The sequence below is a fragment of the Ruegeria sp. AL12 genome (assembly GCF_056540885.1).
Window position 1 is genome coordinate 454,904 of the sequence record NZ_JBQFXN010000001.1, and the last position, 19,641, is coordinate 474,544.

The following is a 19,641-nucleotide window of genomic DNA, read 5'->3' on the forward strand; positions in this document are numbered from 1 at the left end:
AACCAAACCCGTCCTGCAATGATGCACAGGCCTGGCGGCCTTGTTCAAATGCTGGTCCAGAGAACAGGCCCGTAAATGCAGCGCTCAGGCGCGGACTTATTGCGGGTTTTCATCAAGCGCACCAATCTGCAAACCGCTCAATTCCCGTTTCAGCTTTTTCCGCATGGCCCGTTCGAAATCTTCGAACCCCTGAGCGACCTCCAAAAAGGCACCGGGACCATGCAGAACATTGTTTTTAAAAAACGGGATCAGAAAAAGTTCGCCTTCAAAATCCGCCGCGTTGATCACGAGGCCATTGACCACCACATTCTGGAACGCGAAGTGACGATAGGCTATTTGCGGCCCATAGCCATCGTTGTTTGAACCATCTCCGGACAGGTCAATCGTTTGAAACAAGCAGTCGGGTGCCTGGTTCATCAAGGTAGACCCGTAAGCCAGGGCATAGCCCATGGCGGTCGCTGATCCGGAATCTGATCTCACAGAGGCACTTATCTGACCGGAGGCGAAAAGCAGGTCGGCAACATCTTCTATCAGCAACCAATTCAAAATGACGTGCTGGGTGGACCGACCGCTCCATTCGTAAACAGCCAAAGCAACCGGCATAGGAGAGGAAAAAAAGGCCTCCTGCACTTCGGGTGCGATCAGCGCAGCGGCCAAACCCTGCCGTTGCAGTACGTCCTCGGCCTCATCGACCGACACTGAAATGTCCATGGCCAATGCAAGGGCCAGACGACACGTCTCGGCCTTGATCGGGCTGGCCAGCGCGGCCAACCCAAGCGTTATGACCCACCGGATCACCAGTGGCCAACGCTTTCCATGCTGGCCCAGGGTTCCTTCGGCTCCAGAGCATCGCCGTTTTGCAAAAGCTCGATCGAGATATTGTCGGGTGAGCGCACAAAGGCCATGCGACCGTCACGCGGAGGGCGATTGATCGTGACGCCATTGTCCTGAAGGTGCTGGCAAACCTCGTAGATATTGTCGACGCCGTATGCGAGGTGACCGAAATGGCGGCTGTCGCTGGGAAGGCCATCATCACCGTCCCAGTTGTAGGTCAGCTCGATGGGCGCATCCTCCTGCTCCGGAGGGGCCATGAAAATCAGCGAAAACCGCCCGGCTTCGCTGTCATAGCGGCGTGTTTCCTTCAGTCCCAGAAGCTTGTAAAACGCCATGGATTTTTCCAGATCCTTCACGCGGACCATGGTGTGAAGATATGTCAGCGCCATTTTGGTCATCCTTTTCGACTCAGTTTGCAAAGAGCTTAGCGCGCCGACCTAGTGTGTCGAGACCGCTGGGTCTGGCGAACTGAATTTTGCGTGGGTTGCGGCATATATCGCGGTTTCGATGTTGCGGTTGGCGAGATATAGTAGGGAGCGACTCATTGCCAGAAAGGAAAACTTGATGCCGCTGTCCGCTGACCAACAGGCCGAGATCGAAGCGCAACGTGCCCAATCGCATCCCACTCGTCGCGTCGTTTCAGCGGGAATGGAAGATCACCTGTACACCGCGCATCAGGTTCTGGATCACGGCTTTGTCCGCGTGATTGATTATATGGGCGATGATGCGGCCATCTGTCAGGCCGCGCGTGTGTCTTACGGCAAGGGAACCAAATCGGTTCAGAATGACGAAGGTTTGATCCGGTACCTGATGCGGCACTGGCATTCGACCCCTTTCGAAATGTGCGAGGTCAAACTGCATGTAAAGCTGCCGGTCTTCGTGGCGCGGCAGTGGATTCGGCACCGTACGGCCAATGTAAATGAATACTCGGCGCGGTATTCGATTCTGGATCGTGAGTTCTATATTCCCGCAGCCGAAGATGTGGCCGCCCAATCAGAAGTGAACAATCAAGGCCGTGGCTCTGCTTTGGAAGGTGAAGAGGCCGCGCGTGTTCTGGACATCCTCAAGGCTGACAGCGCGCGGTGCTATGACAATTACGAGGCGATGATCAGCCAGGACGGGCAGCAGGGGCTGGCTCGAGAATTGGCCCGGATGAACCTGCCCGCAAACATCTATACGCAGTGGTACTGGAAGGTCGACCTGCACAACCTGTTCCATTTTCTGCGGCTGCGCGCTGATCCTCATGCTCAATATGAGATCCGCGTCTATGCTGATACGATGTGCAAGATCGTCGCCGACTGGGTGCCCTTTGCCTACAAAGCCTTCGAGGACTACCGTCTTGGGGCCGTCAACCTGTCGGCTCAGATGGTTGAAAGCCTGCGCCGCATGCTGGCGGGTGAGGAGGTCACGCAGGAAAGCTCGGGCATGACGGCGCGGGAGTGGCGCGAATTCGAAGAGATCATTCGCAAATAGAATTCGAATTGCCGCGCACCAATTTCTTCGGAGTGTCATGCCAAGCGGCCCATCGCCTGGGCAGTGTGTGGGTTCTTGCGACGCATGCACGATGACCTGAAATCGGAACGATGGGCGTCGCAACGTGCCAGCGCCGCCTCGAGCACACAATGAAAGCCTGGGAAATCCGGTTCGCGGGCGGGGCTGGAGGCTGGTCGCAGGAACCCTGGGTATCCGACACCACCGCGGCGGATATACACCATAGGCGCCGCGCAAATGAACAATCCGCGCGCGGGTAATGGAACAGGCCCGGTAGGGGGTGGTTGACGGCCGGAAATTGGCCGCCAACCTTAATGGATCCATCCCGCGATCAGCGGGGATGTCGTTACAACGGCTTCAATTCCGCAGCCATTTGTCGGCCGTCGCGTCCGTCCTGCAACTCGTACGAGACTTTCTGATTGTCTGCGAGTCCGGTGAGGCCGGACCGTTCTACGGCCGAGATATGTACAAACACATCTTTGCCCCCTTCATCAGGGGCAATAAAACCATAACCTTTAGTGGTATTGAACCATTTCACGGTGCCGGTTGGCATGTCCCGTGTCTCCTTCTACTTGCGCATTGTCCCACAAATTGGTGGGGGCTGTGGTCAGCGTCACCACAAAAACGACTGTTTGGCACTTGCTGAACAGTCCGTTTCGTGTGTTTCGCCTTTTTCAACATTGCACGGTGAAGTAAAAAATCAAGAATAACCGCCTGAAACTGGCAAGTTTGCCTAAAATGCAATCAAATGCAGGAGCAGTAAAAACATGCGCCTTTATGGGTTGAAAACCTGTGACACCTGTCGCAAAGCATTGAAAACATTGCCAGACGCAGAGTTCGTGGATGTCCGCAGCGATGGCGTGCCGGATGCTGTGCTGTCGCAGGCTCTTGCTGACTTCGGCGATGCTTTGCTCAACACCAGGTCAACGACATGGCGCGGATTGGATGACAACCAGCGCGCGAAAGCACCTTTGGAGCTTTTGAAACAACATCCCACCCTGATGAAGCGCCCGTTGATCGAGAAAGGCGGAGAGCTGTTTCTTGGCTGGACCGCGGAAACACGCACGCAGCTTGGCATTTCTTGAGGAATGCTTATGTGCCTGCAAGCAACAGTGAGGACGTTCAATGCGTAATGCCGCCATGATCTTGGGCGTGATTGCCGGGCTGATCGGGATGATCGTCGGGTTTTTCGGCTATGCGAAGGTGGTCGTCATCGATCACGTCGGCGAGATAGACGGCGTTCTGAGGCAGGTGGACAACCCTGACATGATTCAGGCTGTGTCGATCATTGCGCCTTTGTTGGCCATTGCCGGGGGCGCGATGGCGCCCGCGCGCGCCCTTGTTGCCGGGATCCTGCTGCTGATTTCAGCGGCGGCGATGTATTACGCATTCGGATTTGGTGTGTTCACCATGTTCCCGATCGCGTTTGCCGGGGTTGCCGGGGTGCTTGGGCTGGCGGCAGGTAAACCGGACCAGCCCAAAGCGCATTTCTAGGTCATTTCAGACGCAGGATCCGATCAAGTGAGATGGGGCCTGCACCGTTGATTACGATCACCAGCATCAGGAACGTCCACATCGTGCGCTGATCCATAATGGATGGCGCCGCGTCGAACAGGCTGCCCAGTTTCACGCCATGGCCGGTGACATCGACCAGGGTCTGCACCCAGATGAAACCGATCATACCCAAGGCCGCCAGGCGGGTGAACAGACCGACCAGCAGCAGCGCGGGAAGGACGAATTCTGCAACCGTGCCAAAGAAAATGACGACCCGTTGAAAGAACGTCATTTGGGATACGTCGTAAAGGACGGCTTCGGCGGCTTTGGGGAAAATCTGACCGAAGGCACCGGCCGAAGGTGAAAAGATCGAGCCGTCGATCTTCAGCATCGCCGAGTTCCAGTAATAGACCAGAAGAACCGCGACAAAGACCAGTCGCGCCAGCGTGGGTGTAAGCCAGTTGGACGCCAGGTCCATTTTTCCCAGAACATTGTTGTGAAGTGAGATCAGGGCAGTCATGTCTCCAGCCTTTCGATAGTCACAGAAGTTATTGCACCGCCCTGCAAAAGCAGTGCCAGAGTGGTTCCAAGGTCAAATTCCGGTTGCGCCGCAGCGGTTTTTTCAAATGCTTCACCGATCGTGTCGCCGCCTTGCATATGGGCGATCCAATCGGCGCCGCCGGCGGGCAGCAACTGGGCAACCGGGTCGAATTCCGGGCGCGTGATCAAAACATCCTCGGCGCGCGCATCGGGTTTCGGCGCGTCGGTTTCGGTGTTGAAACGCCAGATCGCGTGAATGGGCCAGTCCGAGCGTACCACCCGCATGGCCGGGGCAAAACGCAGCCGGGCTCGCATGACCTGTTCGGGGTCTACGGCCAGCGCGTCTGCCGGGGCGGGTTGGCTGTCGGCGGCGTGGTACGACTTGCGCAAGGCAAGTTCCAGCCGCGCCACATCCGGCAGGTAACCAAGATGGGCGAGCTGCTGCATTCCGGCCAGGAATTCGGGAAAGGCTTCACCATAGAACATCATCAACGGTGATGATGGCGGGTGCTGGCGCAGAAATATCCCGGCCAGCCCGTCCATGTTCTGTGGCCCCAGCAACTTGGTAATGACTGGAAACGCCTGATGCATCGCTTCGGTCAAGGACACGGCGACATTGTTGCGATAGACGCTGAACCGACGACCGGCTGGCTGCGCCTGGGCGTCCAGCAAACCTTCGGGGACAGGGGCTGACGCATCCATCATGGCCGCGCGAAATTCGGATTGCGAAACGCTCATGCCGGGATCCGTTCAAGGGCGGTCTGCGCGCGAACGGCCTCTTCCCGCAAAATGGACCAGTCCGGTACGTCGGTGTCCCATTCGATCAGGACGGGCTTCGGCCCGGTGCGTTCCAGCACGTAGTCCAACAGCGCCCAGACCGGATCGACGACTTCACGCCCGTGGCTGTCGATCAGCAGCGGGTGGCCGTGATCGTCTTCATCCTCGTCATGACCTCCAAGGTGGATTTCCCCCACTTTTTCCAATGGATAGGCATCGATGTAACCCTGAGGAGAGAAATCCAGATTGGTGGCAGAGACAAAGACGTTATTGACATCCAGCAACAAGCCACATCCGGTGCGACGTGCAATTTCGCGCAGAAAGTCCGGCTCGGACCAGGTGCTTTCTTCAAAAGCCAAATAGCTTGAGGGGTTTTCCAACAGCATCTGCCGTCCGACGGTGTCCTGAACCTGATCGATATGATCGCAAACGCGCGTCAGTGTTGTGTCGGTATAGGGCAGGGGCAGCAGGTCGTTGTAGAAATGGGTGTCATGTGTGGACCAGGCCAGGTGCTCGGAAAAGCTGGCGGGACTCAGCCAGCCCACCAGATGTTTCAGCCGGGCCAGGTGATCAGGGTCCAGCGCGCCTTCGCCGCCTATGGACAGGCCGACGCCATGGACCGAGATCGGGAATTGTTCGGAAAGGTGGCGCAGCTGCGCCAGAGGCCGCCCGCCGTCGCCCATGTAGTTCTCGGCATGGATTTCCAACCATGCGACGGGCTGTGCGTGTTCAAGTATCTGAGCGAAGTGTTGCGGCTTGTAACCAACGCCCGGCGCTGCGGGCAGACGGTTCGACCGTTGGGCATCATCCAGCATGGGTCAGTTCCTTGATCACGAAAGGGAAGGGGCGGGCGATAGTGCCCGCCCCTGAATTCGTCAGGCCGTTCTTATGCGGGCAGATCGCGATCCAGGGCTTCCAGCGAGCCTTTGCGCGGGGTGCCGTCCGCCTGTGCGGGCAGTTCGATATCCGCGCAGGTGCCTGCGTCAACCAGGGTCCATGCGTTGCCCTGATAATCAACGGTCGAGGTGCCCGCGCAGGTGGTGCCGGGGCCCGCGGCGCAGTCGTTCTGACCGGCCAGCGATACGCCATAGCATTTTTCCTTTGCCTGAGCGGATGCAGTGGTTGCGGCGCCCGATACGGCGGCTGCGACTGCGGTTGCGATAACCAGGGACTTGGCTGTGTTCGACATCTCGGTAATCCTCTTGATGACTGGGTATGTCTGCTTGTGACAATGACAAAGGTAGTAGCTTGATAGACAGAGTTGAATTCACGAGCCCGTGTCTCACAAGCACGTCAAAGGGCGGCTTGCCCTCTTGCAGCGTAATGCATTGTTTTTGATGAAGAAAGAGCGAATTGTTTCAACCTGGCCCCAATTCGGGGGCCAGATTCCCAGCAATATGCTGCCGATTGTTACAGCAAATCCGGCGGGGTGGCTGCCTGCGACAGCTCGTTTGTTACAACGTCAAGCGGTTGGACCTGCGTCTGTTTTTCGCCCAGACGCCGGACACTGACGGTGCGGTCTTCAACTTCGCGATGGCCGACGGCCAGAATGACCGGAACTTTGCCGATCGAGTGTTCACGAACCTTGTAGTTGATCTTTTCGTTGCGAATGTCGGCTTCGGCCCGCACACCGGCTGCGCGCAGCGTTTCGACCACTTCGGCGACATAGCCATCCGCATCGGAGGTGATGGACGCAACCACGACCTGACGCGGCGCAAGCCAGAAGGGCAGCTTGCCGGCGTGTTCTTCGATCAGGATACCGATGAAACGCTCGAACGAGCCCAGCGTCGCGCGATGCAGCATGACGGGGCGGTGCTTGCCGCCGTCAGCGCCGATATAGGTGGCATCAAGGCGTTCGGGCAGCACGAAGTCAACCTGATGCGTGCCGCATTGCCAATCGCGACCGATCGCATCCGTAAGAACAAATTCCAGCTTGGGACCATAAAAGGCGCCTTCACCGGGGTTGAGCTCCGGCTCGATCCCGGCAGCACGTGTCGCGCTGAGCAACGCGGCTTCGGCCTTGTCCCAGACTTCATCCGACCCCGACCGTTTCTCGGGGCGATCCGAGAATTTGACCGAGAAGTTCTCGAATCCCAGATCCTTGTAGATCCGGGACAGGAACCGGATGAACTCTGCGGTTTCTGACTCGATCTGGTCTTCGGTGCAGAAGATGTGCCCATCGTCCTGGGTAAAGCCGCGCACACGCATGATACCGTGCAGCGCACCTGACGGCTCATAGCGGTTGCAAGACCCGAACTCGGCCATGCGCAGCGGCAGGTCGCGATAGGATTTCAGGCCCTGATTGAAAATCTGCACATGACAGGGGCAGTTCATCGGCTTGAGCGCGTTGATCGCCTTTTCGCGGGCATGTTCCTCGTCCACTTCGACGATGAACATGTTTTCCTGATACTTGTCCCAATGGCCCGATGCTTCCCACAGTTTGCGGTCTACAACCTGCGGCGTATTGACCTCGACATAGCCGCCGTTGCGCTGCTGGCGGCGCATGTAGTCCTGCAACTGGGTGTAGATCGTCCAGCCGTTGGGGTGCCAGAAAATCTGGCCGGGGGCCTCTTCCTGCATGTGGAACAGGTCCATTTCGCGGCCCAGCTTGCGGTGGTCGCGCTTGGCGGCCTCTTCCAGCATATGCAGGTGCGCTTTCAGCTTTTCCTTTCCGGTGAAGGCCACACCATAGATACGCTGCAACATCGCACGGTCGCTGTCGCCTCGCCAATAGGCGCCGGCGATGGACATCAGCTTGAACGCATCCCCCGGAACCTGCCCGGTATGTTGCAGGTGCGGACCTCGGCACAGATCCTGCCAGTGCCCATGCCAGTACATGCGCAGCGGCTCGTCGCCGGGAATGGCCTCGATCAGCTCGACCTTGTAGGGCTCGTTGTTGGCCTTGTAGAACTCGATCGCGCGCTCGCGGTCCCAGACCTCGGTGGTGACGGGATCACGCTTGTTGATGATCTCTTTCATCTTTTTCTCGATGAGGCCGAGATCTTCCGGCGTGAACGGCTCTTCGCGGTCGAAGTCATAATACCAGCCGTTTTCGATGACGGGGCCGATGGTGACCTTGGTGGCGGGCCAGATTTCCTGAACCGCGCGCGCCATGATATGGGCCAGATCGTGGCGGATCAGCTCATTGGCCTGGGCCTCATCCTTCATGGTGTGGATGGCGATCTGCGCGTCGGATTCGATGGGCCATTGCAGGTCCCAGTGCTGGCCGTCAACGGTGGCCGAGATGGCCTTTTTGGCCAGCGAGGTCGAGATGTCGGCAGCCACCTGCGCGGGCGTGACGCCTGCGGCGTAGGTGCGTGCATTGCCATCGGGAAAGGTGAGAGAGACGGATTGAGAATCCAGGGCCATATCGGCTCTCCTCGTCGGTTTGGCGCCCACTGAACGCCCGGTTGCGGGTTATGTGTGTTCGGTCCATGTGGCAGGTGCAACAATTACTGTCAAGTGTCGCATGGTGCGTAGCTGACGCAACGGGAAATCGAATTCCGGAATTGCGACCATCGTGCTGCCGTGCATGATGTTGCCCAAAGAGAAAGAGGATTTCATGGCAGCGACGGATTTTCTGGAGACGCCGCAGGGGCGGCGACTGGCTTACCACAAGACCGAAGGGGCAGGACCGACCATCGTTTTTCTGGGCGGGCTCAAATCGGACATGGAAGGCACCAAGGCCGTGCATCTGGAAGCCTGGGCACAGGCGCGGGGGCAATCGTTCTTGCGGTTCGATTATTCCGGCCACGGCGAAAGCTCGGGCGCGTTCACCGAGGGCTGTATCGGTGACTGGCATCAGGACACATTGGCCGCGGTAAAGGCATTGACGGACGGACCTTTGATCGTGGTGGGTTCATCAATGGGGGGATGGCAGGCATTGCTGCTGGCCAAGGTCATGCCCGCGCGAATTGCTGGCATGGTCACAATCGCCGCCGCGCCGGATTTCACCGAGGACGGGTATTGGGCTTCGTTCAGCGACGAACAAAAAGCTGCGCTGGACACTGTCGGCCATGTCGAGCTGCCGTCCGACTATATGGAACCCTATATCATCACCAAGCGCATGATCGAAGATGGACGCCAGAATTTGGTTCTGCGGGGCGCTCTGGATCTGCCGTTCCCGGTTCGGTTTCTGCAAGGCACCGCAGACACGGCGGTTTCGACAGAAACAGCCGTGCGGCTGCTGGAACATGCTGCGGGTCCGGACATGCGGCTGCTGTTGGTCAAGGGGGCTGATCATCGCTTCTCGGACGAGAAGTGCCTGGGTTTGATCGAGACCGCGGTACTTGACGTGTTGGGAGAAGCCTGATGCGGCGCTTTGGTTGGTTTCTGGGGCGCGCTCTTCTGGCGCTGGTTGTTCTTGGCGGCCTGGTCTACTGGTTCGGCCCGCGCGAGGAAGTGAACCTGCACCCGACTTTTGATTCTCGGAAATTTGGTGAAGGTGTTCAGGTTTATTTTGAAAGCACCGAGTCTGCCTATGATGACATCGTTCCGGGTGTCGAAAAGCGCGTGATCTGGCAGGACGGGTTCAAGGAACAGCGCACGCCGTATTCTGTTCTGTACATCCACGGTTTTTCAGCAAGTTCCGAGGAAATCCGCCCCGTGCCTGATCTGGTGGCTGACGCTTTGGGCGCCAATCTGGTCTACACGCGGCTGCAAGGTCACGGTCGGGATGGGCCGGCAATGGCCAAGGGTACGGCCTCGGGCTGGATGCAGGATACCGCCGAAGGGCTGGCAGCGGCGCGTGCGGTCGGGGAAAAGGTGATCGTCATTTCCACCTCGACCGGAGGAACGCTGGCGGCGGCCGCTGCGTTGGATGCCGACCTCAGCCAGGATGTGGTCGGCATGGTTTTTGTCTCGCCGAACTTTGGTGTGAATACCGTCGCGGCGTGGGTGCCTTCGTTGCCTTGGGCAAGAAGTTGGTTGCCCGTTCTCATGGGGCAAGAACGCGATGTGTCAGGGCCGGACCCAGAGAAGAACAGGTACTGGACGTCGGTCTACCCGTGGGAAGCCGTCGTGCCGATGTCCGTGCTGGTGGATACGGTCTATGCGCTGGATTTCTCTGAGGCCCTGATACCCGCCTTGTTCTGGTTTTCGGATGATGATCAGGTTGTGCAGCCGGACCGGACGCACAAGGTTGCCGAGGCCTGGGGCACTCCGGCAACGGTCGAGCTGGTGACGATGGGGCCGGGTGACGATCCGTCTTCGCATGTTATCGCGGGGCGGTTGATGTCGCCGGGTCAAACCGATGCCGCCGTTGCTGGCATTCTGGAGTGGCTGAAGGGCTTGGGGGTGGAGTAAACCCTGATTGATCGGATAAAAAGGATGCAAGATGCGTAAGCCGGGCAGCATGTGGAGCCTTGAGACCCTGGGTCGTGCCCGCTTGTCCCGGCATTTCTTCATGCGCGATTTTCTGTATTCGGAAATCGGCAACTTCCACCAAAAGCAGAATATTCCGGACAACCCGGATCTGGCGATCGAAACAGGTCGCGCGTTTTGCGAAACCCTTCTTGACCCTTTGGAAGAGACATTTGGCCGGGTCGCGGTCAGGTCGGGTTATCGTTCATCGTCCTTGAACCGGTTTGGCAATGAAAACAAGCTGAACTGCGCCCGAAACGATCACCCGCTGGAATGCCACATCTGGGATCGCGGGGAAGGGGATGCGCGGATTGCCGGGGCATCCATCGTTATCCCGTGGTTCGCGGATCAATATGCGCAGGGCAGGGACTGGCGGGATCTGGCGTGGTGGATGCACGATCATCTGGAGTATTCCGAAATCTGGTTCTTCCCCAAGCTCTGTGCGTTCAATCTTGTGTGGCGGCCCAGGCCGCATCGCCGGATCGACAGCTATATTGCTCCGCGTGGGTGTCTGTTGAGGCCCGGCGCTGAACCCGGTGAAGACCTTGCGACGCGGCAAGCCCGTTACGCCGATTTTCCGGCATTTCGCGCCATCGCCTACCCGTGAAGTTTTCCTTGCCCGGCTGCGGCAAAACTCTCATCCTGACAACAACTGGAAGGACTCGGAAAACCGAGCAGATGGAGCCCCCGCGTGAACGAACCGCTGGTGTTGTTGCCTGGGTTGATGTGTGATGCCCGGCTGTTTCGGCCTCAGATCGAGGTGTTGTCACGGTCACGGCCCGTCACTGTTGCACCTGTTTCCGGAGGCGAGCGAATTGAAGAGATCGCCTCGAGGCTGTTGGATCAGCTTCCACATCGGTTTGCATTGGCGGGCCTGAGCATGGGTGGTGTGGTGGGGCTAGAACTGATCCGGCGGGCACCGGAACGGGTGACGCGACTGTGCCTGATGTCGACGGACGCACAGGAGGACACACCTCAGATCGCGGCCAGTCGCGAGGATCTGATCATCGGGGCCCTGGGTGGGCGGCTGGAAGAAGTCATGCGCCAACTGGTCGGCACCGATACTTTGGCGCCGGGGCCCAGGCGAATCCCCATTCTGAATGATCTTTTGACAATGGCGAATGATCTGGGCGCCGAAACTTTTGCGCGCCAAATGCGTGCCTTGCAGCGCCGACCCGACCAACAGGGATCGTTGCGCCGGATCAAAGTCCCCACTTTGATCATGTGCGGTGCCCATGACACGCTTACCCCGGTCAGACGGCATTCTTTCATGTCTGACCTGATACCGGAGGCCGCGTTGGAGATCGTCGAAAATGCCGGACATCTGCTGCCGCTTGAAGCGCCCGATGCCGTGAACAAAGCCCTGGAAACCTGGCTGAATATCCCGCAAAGGTTTGTCTAGGGGTAAAGCGCTGCGCGTTCGTCTTTCGAAATGACATTCGGTACGACCGCAGGATCGCCGGTCTCGGGGTCGAAAAACGGCGTTTTCTTCCACCGTCCTGACAGGCGCGATAGCAGGGCGCGGCGCAAAAGGCCAAACGCCGCAAACCTGACCTTTTCGTGTTTTTGTTTTCCATCGGGTCTAGGGACAAACCCACGGGTCGTGACCGGCCCCAATGCGGAAACATCACCGGTCATCCTGCCGACGATAAACCCTGCAAAGGGCAAACGTGCAGTCTGTGGCGTCGTCGCCAGCGGGGCGTTGCAGCAGCTGGCATACCATCGCAGCATACCATTTGGGCTGAGTTTCATGGCCGAAAGGAATTGGCCTCCGGCGGTGATTTCGATTTCATCCGGTGCCATCTGGAAGATGTCCACCGGGCCGGGCGCCGGGTCGGGCTGCCCGAAATAAAGCTGCGCCGCGCGGCAGTCATGACAGAAACACTCGACATGGGTTCCAAGCCGAACGCCCCGGTCCGAGATTTGACCCTTCAACTGGCCGCAACTGCAGGAAAAGGCGGGGCCACGATGTAATGGCCCGCCCATGTTCATCAGGCGACCTTGTTGGTGTTCGCAGCGCGGCGACGTTTCTTGCGGCTGTTTTCGTTCATGAAATCAATCACAAGCGGGCGAATGTTGTCGCGCCAGCTGCGGCCCGCGAAAATGCCGTAATGGCCCGCGCCGGGTTCTACGTGGCTGGCCTTTTTGCTGTCTGGCAAACCGGTGCACAGGTCCAGGGCAGCAATACATTGACCGGGCGCCGAGATATCGTCATTCGCACCTTCGACCGATTTCACGGCAACATCGGTGATCTTGCCGATATCCACCTTGTGGCCGGCGACAACAAATTCGTTGCGTGCGATCTCGCGGTTTTTGAACACGCGTTCGACTGTTGACAGATAGAACTCGGCCGTCATGTCCATCACCGCAAGATATTCGTCATAGAAACGGTTATGCGCATCCAAGTCCGAGGCTTCGTTGCGGATAACACGCTGAATCTGATCGGAAAACGCCTTGGAGTGGCGATCGGCGTTCATCGACATGAACGAGGCCAGTTGCAGCAGGCCGGGATAGACCATACGCCCGACACCCTTGTACTTGAATCCGACCCGTTGAATCATGGTTTCTTCCAGCTGACCCATCGTCACACGGCGTCCAAAGTCGGTGACGTCGGTCGGGGTCGCGTCCGGGTCCACCGGCCCGCCAATCAGTGTCAGAGTGCTGGGTTGAGCCTTGGGTTCGACCTCGGCCAGATAGGCGGTGGCCGCCAGTGTCAGCGGGGCGGGCTGACAAACCGCGACGACATGCGTGTCCGGCCCCAGTTCCTTCATGAAATCTACAAGGTAGAGCGTGTAGTCTTCGACATCGAACTTGCCGGCAGACACAGGAATATCGCGCGCATTATGCCAATCGGTGATGTAAACTTCGCAATTGACCAGCAGGCTTTTGACAGTCGAACGCAGCAGCGTGGCGTAATGGCCGGACATGGGCGCAACCAGCAGGACCTTGCGCTGTTGTTCTTCCCGGCCGTTGACACGGAAATGAACCAGATCGCCGAAGGGGCGTTCCAGAACTGTCGTGATCTCGACCAGATGGTCCTTTCCATCCTCGCAGGTGAAAGTACGAATGCCCCAGTCAGGTTTGACGATCATTCGCTGGAAGGTTCGTTCGGTGACTTCGCCCCAGGCAGCCATCCAGCTGAACGCCGGGTTGGGTGTCATGGAAAACAGTGGGTAGGACGCCATCGCGCTTGCGGTTGCACCAAGCCACTGGTTGGTGTTACGCATGGACTCCATAAGGTCGTAGGTCATCATATAGCGCATAAATGGGGCCTCCTGAGTGTCATCCTGAGAGTTCGGACCATTCGTCGCTTTGCCCCCCAGCACCCACGACGTTATTCTGCATGGCAGCGAGGTTAGGGTGGAATTGTTAAAATGACAACAAGTGAAGACCAAATGCCGGACGTGTCCGAAGAACATATTGAACGAATTAAAGAAAATATGGAAAAGGTCGAGCAGCTCTCGAAGCGCCTGATTGAAATTATGGCGTCAAAAAAGTCGCACACCCCAGCGCTGGACGGCCCGAATCAAGAGCTTTTCGCACGAGCAGCAACGGCGTATTGGGCCGATGCATGGCAAAATCCCGCCAAACTGTTGGAGCAACAGATAGAATTCTGGGGCAAGTCGGTTCTCAACTTTGCCGAAGCGCAGAAAGCGCTGACAACGGGTGAGGTGGAAACCGAGGAAACCAAGCCCGGTGACAAGCGGTTCTCCAATCCCCTTTGGGAGACAAACCCTTATTTCCGACTGATCCGGCAGCAATACCTGACGAACGCGGAAGCGATTGCGCAGGCTGTCTCGTCGGTCGATGATCTGAATGCCAAGGACAAACGACGCCTACAGTATTTCTCGCAGCAGATCATCGACATGATGGCGCCCACGAATTTTCTGGCGACTAACCCGGATGCTCTGCAAAAGGCGGTCGAGACCGAAGGTCAGTCGCTGATAAAAGGGTTGGAGAACCTTGTTTCAGACCTCGAAGCCAATGATGGCGAGTTGGTCGTCAAACTGGCGGATGAAAGCGCGTTCGAGGTTGGTGGAAACCTGGCGACAACGCCGGGCGAGGTCATATATCGCAACCGGATGATGGAGCTGATCCAGTACAAGCCGGTGACTGAAACGGTTTATGAGACGCCCATCGTTCTGTTCCCGCCCTGGATCAACAAGTTCTATATTCTGGATCTGAAAGCCCAGAACAGCATGATCAAATGGATCACCGAACAGGGCTATACCCTGTTTGTCGTAAGCTGGGTGAACCCGGATGAAAGCTATGCCGAAACCGGCATGGAAGACTATATTCAGGACGGTTTCCTGACCGCAATCGAAACGGCCAAGAAGATCTGCAAGGTCAAACAGGTCAACGCAGTGGGTTATTGCATCGCGGGCACGACGCTGAGCCTGACCTTGTCCTTGCTGAAACAGCGTGGCGACAAATCGGTCAAATCCGCAACGCTGTTCACGGCACTGACGGATTTTTCCGATCAGGGTGAGTTTACGCCATTCCTGCAAAACGACTTCATCGACGGAATCGAAGAGGAAGTAAAAAAGGAGGGCGTTCTGCGGTCGTGGATCATGGCGCGCACCATGTCGTTCCTGCGATCACGCGACCTGATTTATGGTCCGGCCATTCGCAGCTACATGATGGGGGAAGTGCCTCCGGCCTTTGATCTGCTCTACTGGAACGGCGATGGTGCAAACCTGCCAGCAAAAATGGCCGTGGAATATCTGCGAGGCCTCTGCCAGCGCAACGAGTTCGCAACCGACGGTTTCGAGTTGATGGGGCACAAGCTGAAACTCGAAGACGTGGATGTGCCGCTGATGGCCATAACCTGCGAAACCGACCACATCGCGGCATGGAAAGACTGTTACCGCGGCGTGCAGAAAATGGGCTCGCGGTCCAAAACCTTCGTGGTTTCAGAATCGGGTCATATTGCGGGTATCGTGAACCCGCCCAGCAAGAAGAAATATGGCCACTACACGAACCCGGATATGAAGTCGGACGCCAGCACCTGGCTGAAAGAAGCTGATTTTCACGAGGGGTCCTGGTGGCCCATGTGGGACGCGTGGTTGAAGAAGCGGTCCGGCAAGCAGGTTCCGGCCCGTGAGCCGGGTGATTCGAAGCACCCGAGCCTTGCATCCGCACCCGGGACTTATGTTGTGGCGAAACCAAACGCCTGATTTCATTTTGAAACTTAAAAATTCTGCGCCGCAGCAAGAAAAAACTTGCAATGCTGCGGTGCAGCAATCATATTGTCCTCAAGCTGATGAAACCCGGGGTGGGCCCGGACCGGCTAAAAGGATTAGGACAATGGCAAAGACCCAAGACTTTACCGCGATCATGAAAGACATGATGGGTGCATTTCCGGTGGACACCACCGCAATGGAAGGCGCATTCAAATCGACCGCTTCGCTGAACGAGAAGCTGTCGGGCGTTGCCCTGGACGCTGCTGAGAAATCGGCCGAGATCTCGAACAAATGGACCAAGGACACCCTGGCCAAGCTGAGCGAGATGTCGAAAGCCAAGGCAGAGCCTGCTGACTACGCAAAAGCCGCAACCGACTTCGCAAGCGCGTCGGCTGAAGTTGCAGCTGAAAACCTGGCCGCTTTCGCTGAAATCGCGAAAAAAGTTCAGACCGAAACCGTCGAGCTGCTGATGGCTGCCGGCAAAGACGCCGCGGAAGAAGCAACCGCTGCCGTCAAAAAGGCGACCAACGAGGTCACCACCGCAGCCAAGAAAGCTGCAGCTGCAAAGTAAGAAACGTCTGCGAAGCGCACCCAACCCTCCCATTAGGTGCAATCGCGTTGGGCAGGTCCATTGACCTGCCCTTTCTTTTTGTGCTGCACTCGCATAACCTGTGCTGCAACGCATCATCCTTGGGGAGGGAACCCGGTGTCGGACCAAGAAAAACCGCTGCTTATCAAGCGCTATGCCAGCCGTCGGCTGTATAATACCGAGACCAGCGATTACGTGACGCTCGAAGATATCGCGGGGTTCATCCGCGACGGGCGCGAAGTGCAGATCATCGATCTGAAAACCGGCGACGACCTGACACGCCAGTATCTTCTGCAAATCATTGCCGAACATGAAAGCCGGGGTGAAAACGTGCTGCCGGTGAATGTGCTGAATGATCTGGTGCGCAGTTACATGCTGCCGGGTGGGGGAATGATGCCCCAGTTTCTGCAAAGCTCGTTCGAGATGCTGCGCGAAAGCCAAAACAAGATGATGGAAAACATGAGCGCGATGAATCCAATGTCTCAGATGCCGGGTTTTGACGCATTGCAGGCGCAGCAACAGGCTTTCCTGAAGGCGATGACGAGTGGGCTGTCCAGCGGATGGTCCAGCCCGGAAAAGGAAGAGGAAAAGTCCGAACCGAAAGAGGATCTGGACGACATAAAGAAACAGCTGGCCGAGTTGCAGCAAAAACTGTCCAAGTTGAACTGATCCGTTCCGAACAAAGAAACAGGCCCGCATTGTGCGGGCCTTTCTTGTTCAAAGCGCCGTTGCTTTAAGTGCCATAAACCGGCATGGGGCCGGTCACTTCGCCAACCGATGCCAGCAGGATGTCTGCAATCACGTCCAGCTCTTCGCGGGTCAGGCGGACGGGCAGGCGCACGTCACAGGCCTTCATCAGCATGTCGCGCGTCTTGGGTAGGTCGAAACTTTCTGGCAGGAATTGCCAGTTCCAGAAGGCGCGGGCGTTGTCTTCGCTCAGACCAAAAACCTGAACCTTGATGCCGCGTGCCTCGGACGCTGCGGCAAAGGCGCGGATCTCATGTTCCTGCATTCCGATAAGATTGAACTGGATCGAATCCGGCGCACGCTGCTCGGGAGGCAGGTGGGCGGGAACCTCGATATGAGACGAGGTGTTCAGGCGACCAGCCACGTAATCATGGTTCGCCAGGCCATCGCGGACGCGGCGCGCCAGTTCCGGAAGTTGCGGACGGATCACCGCCGCGCTGAGGTTGCTCAGGCGAAGATTGTACAGCGGCAGCTTGTTCTGCCAGCGGGCAAAGGCCTCTTCCAGTTCGGGTGAATTGTCACCCTGAGGACCTTTGTGCTTCTTCCAATTGTGCTCATACGCGCCCGACATGATGACGGCCCGCGCTACAAGATCTGCATCATTCGTGATCAGGATGCCACCTTCGCCGGCATTGATCATCTTGTAGGATTGGAACGAGAAACATCCGACCTTTCCGATCGTACCGATATTGCGGCCATGCCATGTGGTGCCCAGCGAATGCGCGGCATCCTCGATCACCGGAATGTTTCGTGCGTCGCACAAGGCCATGATCGCATCCATGTCGGATGTATGCCCGCGCATGTGGCTGATGATGACTGCCTGAACGTTGTCCAGCTTGGCCTCGAAATCGGCCATGTCGATGCGATAGTTTTCACCCACTTCGCACAGAACCGGAATGCAGTCGGCATGGACAACCGAAGACGGCACGGCCGCGAAGGTGAAGCCGGGGATCAGAACACGCGCATCGCGAGGCAGGCCCAGTGCTTTGAGCGACAGAAACAGCGCGGCCGAACAGGACGACACCGCCAAGGCGTATTTCGTGCCCAACAGTTCCGCGAACTCGGCTTCCAGCAGGGCCACCGGGGCATCCTGCGGTGCGGTATAGCGGAACAGGTCACCTGACTGCATCAGGGCCTCGATCGCGTCCTTGGCGGCGGCAGGGATGGGTTCGGCGTCGTGAACGTTGGGGGGCAGCGTCATATTTGGAATTCCCGAATTCTATCTTTGGGAAAGATAAAGATAATCGGAAGGCAATCCAAGCCCTCAATCGCCGGGCAGGCGAAAATTCACCAATCTGTCGCAATTTACGTGGATCAGACCCCAAGCCGGTCGCGCAGTGCGAACCATGTCATGGCCAGCACCAGAAGCGGGCTGCGCAGGGCAGGGCCGCCGGGGAAAGACAGCGCGGGCACGCGTGCCATCGTGTCAAACCCTTCGGCCTGACCCTGAATCGCCATCGCCATGAGTTGTCCGGCATGGGTCGCAGTGCCGACACCGTGACCGGAATATCCCGAAGCCGAAAGAATATTGGGTGCGACACGGGCCAGATACGGCATCCGCCGCATGGTGATGGCCAGCGTTCCGCCCCAGGCATAGTCGATCTTCACATCCCGCAAATGCGGGAAAATCTCGGTCATGGGTTTGCGGACCTTGGCGGCGACATCTGATGGAAAGCGATAGCCATAGCTTTCGCCGCCTCCGAACAAGAGGCGGCCATCGGCGCTGAGGCGAAAATAGTTCACCACGAATTTCGTATCCGCAACCGCCACATCCCGGGTCAAAACCCGGGCGGTGTCCTCTCCAAGGGGTTCGGTGGCCGCAATGAAATTGTTGATGGGCATGACCCTGGCGGCGACGGAACGATTGAGGCCGCCCAGATACCCGTTGCAGGCCAGAATGACGTGCTCGGCCCGAACGTTGCTGTGTGCAGTTCGGATCACCGCCGTCTGGCCCTCGTCAATCCCGGTCACTTCGGTGCTTTCATGGATGCGAACGCCCGCTTTGGCCGCGGCTTGCGCCAGTCCCAACGCCAAGTTCAGAGGGTGCAGATGCGCCGCACCCATATCCAGATACCCCCCGTGATAGGCGGGCGACGGGCACAGCGAATGACCCGCGTTTTCGTCCAACAGCTCGATCTGGTCGTATCCGTACCGCTCGGAAAGATGGCGGGCGTGGTCATGCAGTTCTTTTTGCTCGGATTTGCTCAGGCCCAGAACGGCGACACCGGGTTTCAGGTCACAGGCGATCTTGTGTTTTGCAATCAGGGATTTGACCAGATCCTTGGCGTCTTCGGCCAGTTCCCACAGCCTGGCGGCGTCGGCATCGCCTACAAGACGCTCGAGGTCTTCCTGATCCATCCGCTGTGCGCTGCCCAACTGGCCGCCGTTTCGGCCCGACGCGCCAAAGCCGACGCGGTGCGCTTCAAGCAGCACGACGTTGAACCCGGCTTCGGCCAGATGAAGGGCCGCGGACAGCCCCGTATAACCGCCACCGACAACGCATACATCCGCCTTGGTGTCTTCTGACAACGCGGGAAAGCGATCCATCGGATGTGCCGTCGCGGCATACCAGCTGTCTGGGTACTCACCTTTGCGGTCATTGGAATAGAGCAGGTTCACGGAAGG

The 19,641-nt window shown here is 57.9% G+C and carries 22 protein-coding genes; 10 read left to right on the forward strand and 12 right to left on the reverse strand.

Translation table 11 applies throughout. The features are described 5' to 3' along the window. Positions 1-96: 96 nt before the first annotated feature. Together ACR0C6_RS02275 and ACR0C6_RS02280 are read right to left on the reverse strand one after the other, a co-directional pair. Entirely contained in the window at positions 97-798 is a 702-nt protein-coding gene (locus tag ACR0C6_RS02275; protein ID WP_480618114.1) for a DUF1194 domain-containing protein, read from the reverse strand. After that, positions 795-1,223 (reverse strand): VOC family protein, encoded by a 429-nt coding sequence (locus tag ACR0C6_RS02280; protein WP_171639216.1) that lies wholly within the window; start codon positions 1,221-1,223, stop codon positions 795-797. Before ACR0C6_RS02280 ends, ACR0C6_RS02275 begins: the two co-directional genes overlap by 4 nt. 175 nt (positions 1,224-1,398) lie before the next feature. On the opposite strand from ACR0C6_RS02280, the gene thyX reads away from it, so the two are divergent. Continuing rightward, complete coding sequence (thyX, locus tag ACR0C6_RS02285) at positions 1,399-2,307, forward strand: FAD-dependent thymidylate synthase (protein WP_480618115.1); 909 nt, start codon at positions 1,399-1,401, stop codon at positions 2,305-2,307. 364 nt (positions 2,308-2,671) lie between these two features. Here thyX and ACR0C6_RS02290 read toward each other — a convergent pair whose 3' ends face one another. Continuing rightward, on the reverse strand, positions 2,672-2,878 hold the full coding sequence (locus ACR0C6_RS02290; protein ID WP_152458488.1) for a cold-shock protein: 207 nt from the start codon (positions 2,876-2,878) through the stop codon (positions 2,672-2,674). 214 nt (positions 2,879-3,092) lie between these two features. Between ACR0C6_RS02290 and ACR0C6_RS02295 the strand changes: the two genes are divergently transcribed. Both ACR0C6_RS02295 and ACR0C6_RS02300 read left to right on the forward strand, forming a co-directional pair. After that, a complete protein-coding gene (locus ACR0C6_RS02295) occupies positions 3,093-3,410 on the forward strand; it encodes an ArsC/Spx/MgsR family protein (protein ID WP_171228027.1) in 318 nt (105 codons plus the stop codon). A 40-nt stretch (positions 3,411-3,450) separates the two neighbouring features. Beyond that, positions 3,451-3,819: a hypothetical protein gene (locus tag ACR0C6_RS02300; protein ID WP_224853107.1), complete on the forward strand. Its 369-nt coding sequence runs from the start codon at positions 3,451-3,453 to the stop codon at positions 3,817-3,819. Position 3,820: 1 nt separating this feature from the next. On the opposite strand, the gene ACR0C6_RS02305 is transcribed toward ACR0C6_RS02300, so the two are convergent. The 5 genes from ACR0C6_RS02305 to thrS all read right to left on the reverse strand — a co-directional run bounded on the left by ACR0C6_RS02305 (position 3,821) and on the right by thrS (position 8,505). Beyond that, a complete protein-coding gene (locus ACR0C6_RS02305) occupies positions 3,821-4,339 on the reverse strand; it encodes a DoxX family protein (protein ID WP_480618116.1) in 519 nt (172 codons plus the stop codon). Continuing rightward, positions 4,336-5,097, reverse strand: a complete 762-nt coding sequence (locus ACR0C6_RS02310; protein ID WP_480618118.1) for an HvfC/BufC family peptide modification chaperone — start codon at positions 5,095-5,097, stop codon at positions 4,336-4,338. The genes ACR0C6_RS02305 and ACR0C6_RS02310 overlap by 4 nt, the downstream gene beginning before the upstream one ends. Beyond that, the gene (bufB, locus tag ACR0C6_RS02315) at positions 5,094-5,951 is read right to left on the reverse strand and encodes an MNIO family bufferin maturase (protein ID WP_480618120.1); all 858 of its coding nucleotides are present in this window, start codon (positions 5,949-5,951) and stop codon (positions 5,094-5,096) included. Before bufB ends, ACR0C6_RS02310 begins: the two co-directional genes overlap by 4 nt. 71 nt (positions 5,952-6,022) lie before the next feature. Next, on the reverse strand, positions 6,023-6,325 hold the full coding sequence (locus tag ACR0C6_RS02320) for a BufA1 family periplasmic bufferin-type metallophore (RefSeq protein WP_152458482.1): 303 nt from the start codon (positions 6,323-6,325) through the stop codon (positions 6,023-6,025). 221 nt (positions 6,326-6,546) lie between these two features. Then, positions 6,547-8,505: a threonine--tRNA ligase gene (gene thrS, locus ACR0C6_RS02325; protein ID WP_480618122.1), complete on the reverse strand. Its 1,959-nt coding sequence runs from the start codon at positions 8,503-8,505 to the stop codon at positions 6,547-6,549. A 193-nt stretch (positions 8,506-8,698) separates the two neighbouring features. Between thrS and ACR0C6_RS02330 the strand changes: the two genes are divergently transcribed. From ACR0C6_RS02330 to ACR0C6_RS02345, 4 genes are all read left to right on the forward strand, one after another. Beyond that, positions 8,699-9,448 (forward strand): alpha/beta fold hydrolase, encoded by a 750-nt coding sequence (locus tag ACR0C6_RS02330; RefSeq protein ID WP_480618808.1) that lies wholly within the window; start codon positions 8,699-8,701, stop codon positions 9,446-9,448. Beyond that, positions 9,448-10,440, forward strand: a complete 993-nt coding sequence (locus tag ACR0C6_RS02335) for an alpha/beta hydrolase (protein WP_480618124.1) — start codon at positions 9,448-9,450, stop codon at positions 10,438-10,440. Before ACR0C6_RS02330 ends, ACR0C6_RS02335 begins: the two co-directional genes overlap by 1 nt. Before the next feature lie 49 nt (positions 10,441-10,489). After that, positions 10,490-11,104 (forward strand): hypothetical protein, encoded by a 615-nt coding sequence (locus tag ACR0C6_RS02340; RefSeq protein ID WP_480618809.1) that lies wholly within the window; start codon positions 10,490-10,492, stop codon positions 11,102-11,104. Between the two features lie 84 nt (positions 11,105-11,188). Then, on the forward strand, positions 11,189-11,899 hold the full coding sequence (locus tag ACR0C6_RS02345) for an alpha/beta fold hydrolase (protein WP_480618126.1): 711 nt from the start codon (positions 11,189-11,191) through the stop codon (positions 11,897-11,899). Here ACR0C6_RS02345 and ACR0C6_RS02350 read toward each other — a convergent pair. Both ACR0C6_RS02350 and phaZ read right to left on the reverse strand, forming a co-directional pair. Further along, the gene (locus tag ACR0C6_RS02350; protein WP_480618128.1) at positions 11,896-12,489 is read right to left on the reverse strand and encodes a DUF6151 family protein; all 594 of its coding nucleotides are present in this window, start codon (positions 12,487-12,489) and stop codon (positions 11,896-11,898) included. The genes ACR0C6_RS02345 and ACR0C6_RS02350 overlap by 4 nt on opposite strands. After that, positions 12,489-13,760 (reverse strand): polyhydroxyalkanoate depolymerase, encoded by a 1,272-nt coding sequence (gene phaZ / locus ACR0C6_RS02355; protein WP_480618130.1) that lies wholly within the window; start codon positions 13,758-13,760, stop codon positions 12,489-12,491. The genes ACR0C6_RS02350 and phaZ overlap by 1 nt, the downstream gene beginning before the upstream one ends. Positions 13,761-13,871: 111 nt before the next feature. Between phaZ and ACR0C6_RS02360 the strand changes: the two genes are divergently transcribed. The 3 genes from ACR0C6_RS02360 (at position 13,872) to phaR (ending at position 16,938) form a co-directional block, all read left to right on the forward strand. Continuing rightward, on the forward strand, positions 13,872-15,674 hold the full coding sequence (locus ACR0C6_RS02360; protein ID WP_480618132.1) for a PHA/PHB synthase family protein: 1,803 nt from the start codon (positions 13,872-13,874) through the stop codon (positions 15,672-15,674). Between the two features lie 130 nt (positions 15,675-15,804). Then, positions 15,805-16,251, forward strand: a complete 447-nt coding sequence (locus tag ACR0C6_RS02365) for a phasin family protein (RefSeq protein ID WP_152458475.1) — start codon at positions 15,805-15,807, stop codon at positions 16,249-16,251. 135 nt (positions 16,252-16,386) lie between these two features. Further along, the gene (gene phaR, locus ACR0C6_RS02370; protein WP_171115229.1) at positions 16,387-16,938 is read left to right on the forward strand and encodes a polyhydroxyalkanoate synthesis repressor PhaR; all 552 of its coding nucleotides are present in this window, start codon (positions 16,387-16,389) and stop codon (positions 16,936-16,938) included. Positions 16,939-17,002: 64 nt separating this feature from the next. Here the strand turns inward: phaR and ACR0C6_RS02375 are convergent, their stop codons facing one another. Next, positions 17,003-18,217: a DegT/DnrJ/EryC1/StrS family aminotransferase gene (locus tag ACR0C6_RS02375; RefSeq protein WP_480618134.1), complete on the reverse strand. Its 1,215-nt coding sequence runs from the start codon at positions 18,215-18,217 to the stop codon at positions 17,003-17,005. A gap of 113 nt (positions 18,218-18,330) precedes the next feature. Then, positions 18,331-19,635, reverse strand: coding sequence for an NAD(P)/FAD-dependent oxidoreductase (locus ACR0C6_RS02380; RefSeq protein ID WP_480618136.1), 1,305 nt, complete (start codon positions 19,633-19,635; stop codon positions 18,331-18,333). Positions 19,636-19,641: the final 6 nt, after the last annotated feature.

What these genes read in the sequence shown, in the direction of transcription:
- ACR0C6_RS02280 (WP_171639216.1), bottom strand. Translation starts at nt 1,223, where the DNA reads ATGGCGCTGACATATCTTCACACCATGGTCCGCGTGAAGGATCTGGAA.
- thyX (WP_480618115.1), top strand. Translation starts at nt 1,399, where the DNA reads ATGCCGCTGTCCGCTGACCAACAGGCCGAGATCGAAGCGCAACGTGCC.
- ACR0C6_RS02290 (WP_152458488.1), bottom strand. Translation starts at nt 2,878, where the DNA reads ATGCCAACCGGCACCGTGAAATGGTTCAATACCACTAAAGGTTATGGT.
- ACR0C6_RS02295 (WP_171228027.1), top strand. Translation starts at nt 3,093, where the DNA reads ATGCGCCTTTATGGGTTGAAAACCTGTGACACCTGTCGCAAAGCATTG.
- ACR0C6_RS02300 (WP_224853107.1), top strand. Translation starts at nt 3,451, where the DNA reads ATGCGTAATGCCGCCATGATCTTGGGCGTGATTGCCGGGCTGATCGGG.
- ACR0C6_RS02305 (WP_480618116.1), bottom strand. Translation starts at nt 4,339, where the DNA reads ATGACTGCCCTGATCTCACTTCACAACAATGTTCTGGGAAAAATGGAC.
- ACR0C6_RS02310 (WP_480618118.1), bottom strand. Translation starts at nt 5,097, where the DNA reads ATGAGCGTTTCGCAATCCGAATTTCGCGCGGCCATGATGGATGCGTCA.
- bufB (WP_480618120.1), bottom strand. Translation starts at nt 5,951, where the DNA reads ATGCTGGATGATGCCCAACGGTCGAACCGTCTGCCCGCAGCGCCGGGC.
- ACR0C6_RS02320 (WP_152458482.1), bottom strand. Translation starts at nt 6,325, where the DNA reads ATGTCGAACACAGCCAAGTCCCTGGTTATCGCAACCGCAGTCGCAGCC.
- thrS (WP_480618122.1), bottom strand. Translation starts at nt 8,505, where the DNA reads ATGGCCCTGGATTCTCAATCCGTCTCTCTCACCTTTCCCGATGGCAAT.
- ACR0C6_RS02330 (WP_480618808.1), top strand. Translation starts at nt 8,699, where the DNA reads ATGGCAGCGACGGATTTTCTGGAGACGCCGCAGGGGCGGCGACTGGCT.
- ACR0C6_RS02335 (WP_480618124.1), top strand. Translation starts at nt 9,448, where the DNA reads ATGCGGCGCTTTGGTTGGTTTCTGGGGCGCGCTCTTCTGGCGCTGGTT.
- ACR0C6_RS02340 (WP_480618809.1), top strand. Translation starts at nt 10,490, where the DNA reads ATGTGGAGCCTTGAGACCCTGGGTCGTGCCCGCTTGTCCCGGCATTTC.
- ACR0C6_RS02350 (WP_480618128.1), bottom strand. Translation starts at nt 12,489, where the DNA reads ATGAACATGGGCGGGCCATTACATCGTGGCCCCGCCTTTTCCTGCAGT.
- phaZ (WP_480618130.1), bottom strand. Translation starts at nt 13,760, where the DNA reads ATGCGCTATATGATGACCTACGACCTTATGGAGTCCATGCGTAACACC.
- ACR0C6_RS02360 (WP_480618132.1), top strand. Translation starts at nt 13,872, where the DNA reads ATGACAACAAGTGAAGACCAAATGCCGGACGTGTCCGAAGAACATATT.
- ACR0C6_RS02365 (WP_152458475.1), top strand. Translation starts at nt 15,805, where the DNA reads ATGGCAAAGACCCAAGACTTTACCGCGATCATGAAAGACATGATGGGT.
- ACR0C6_RS02375 (WP_480618134.1), bottom strand. Translation starts at nt 18,217, where the DNA reads ATGACGCTGCCCCCCAACGTTCACGACGCCGAACCCATCCCTGCCGCC.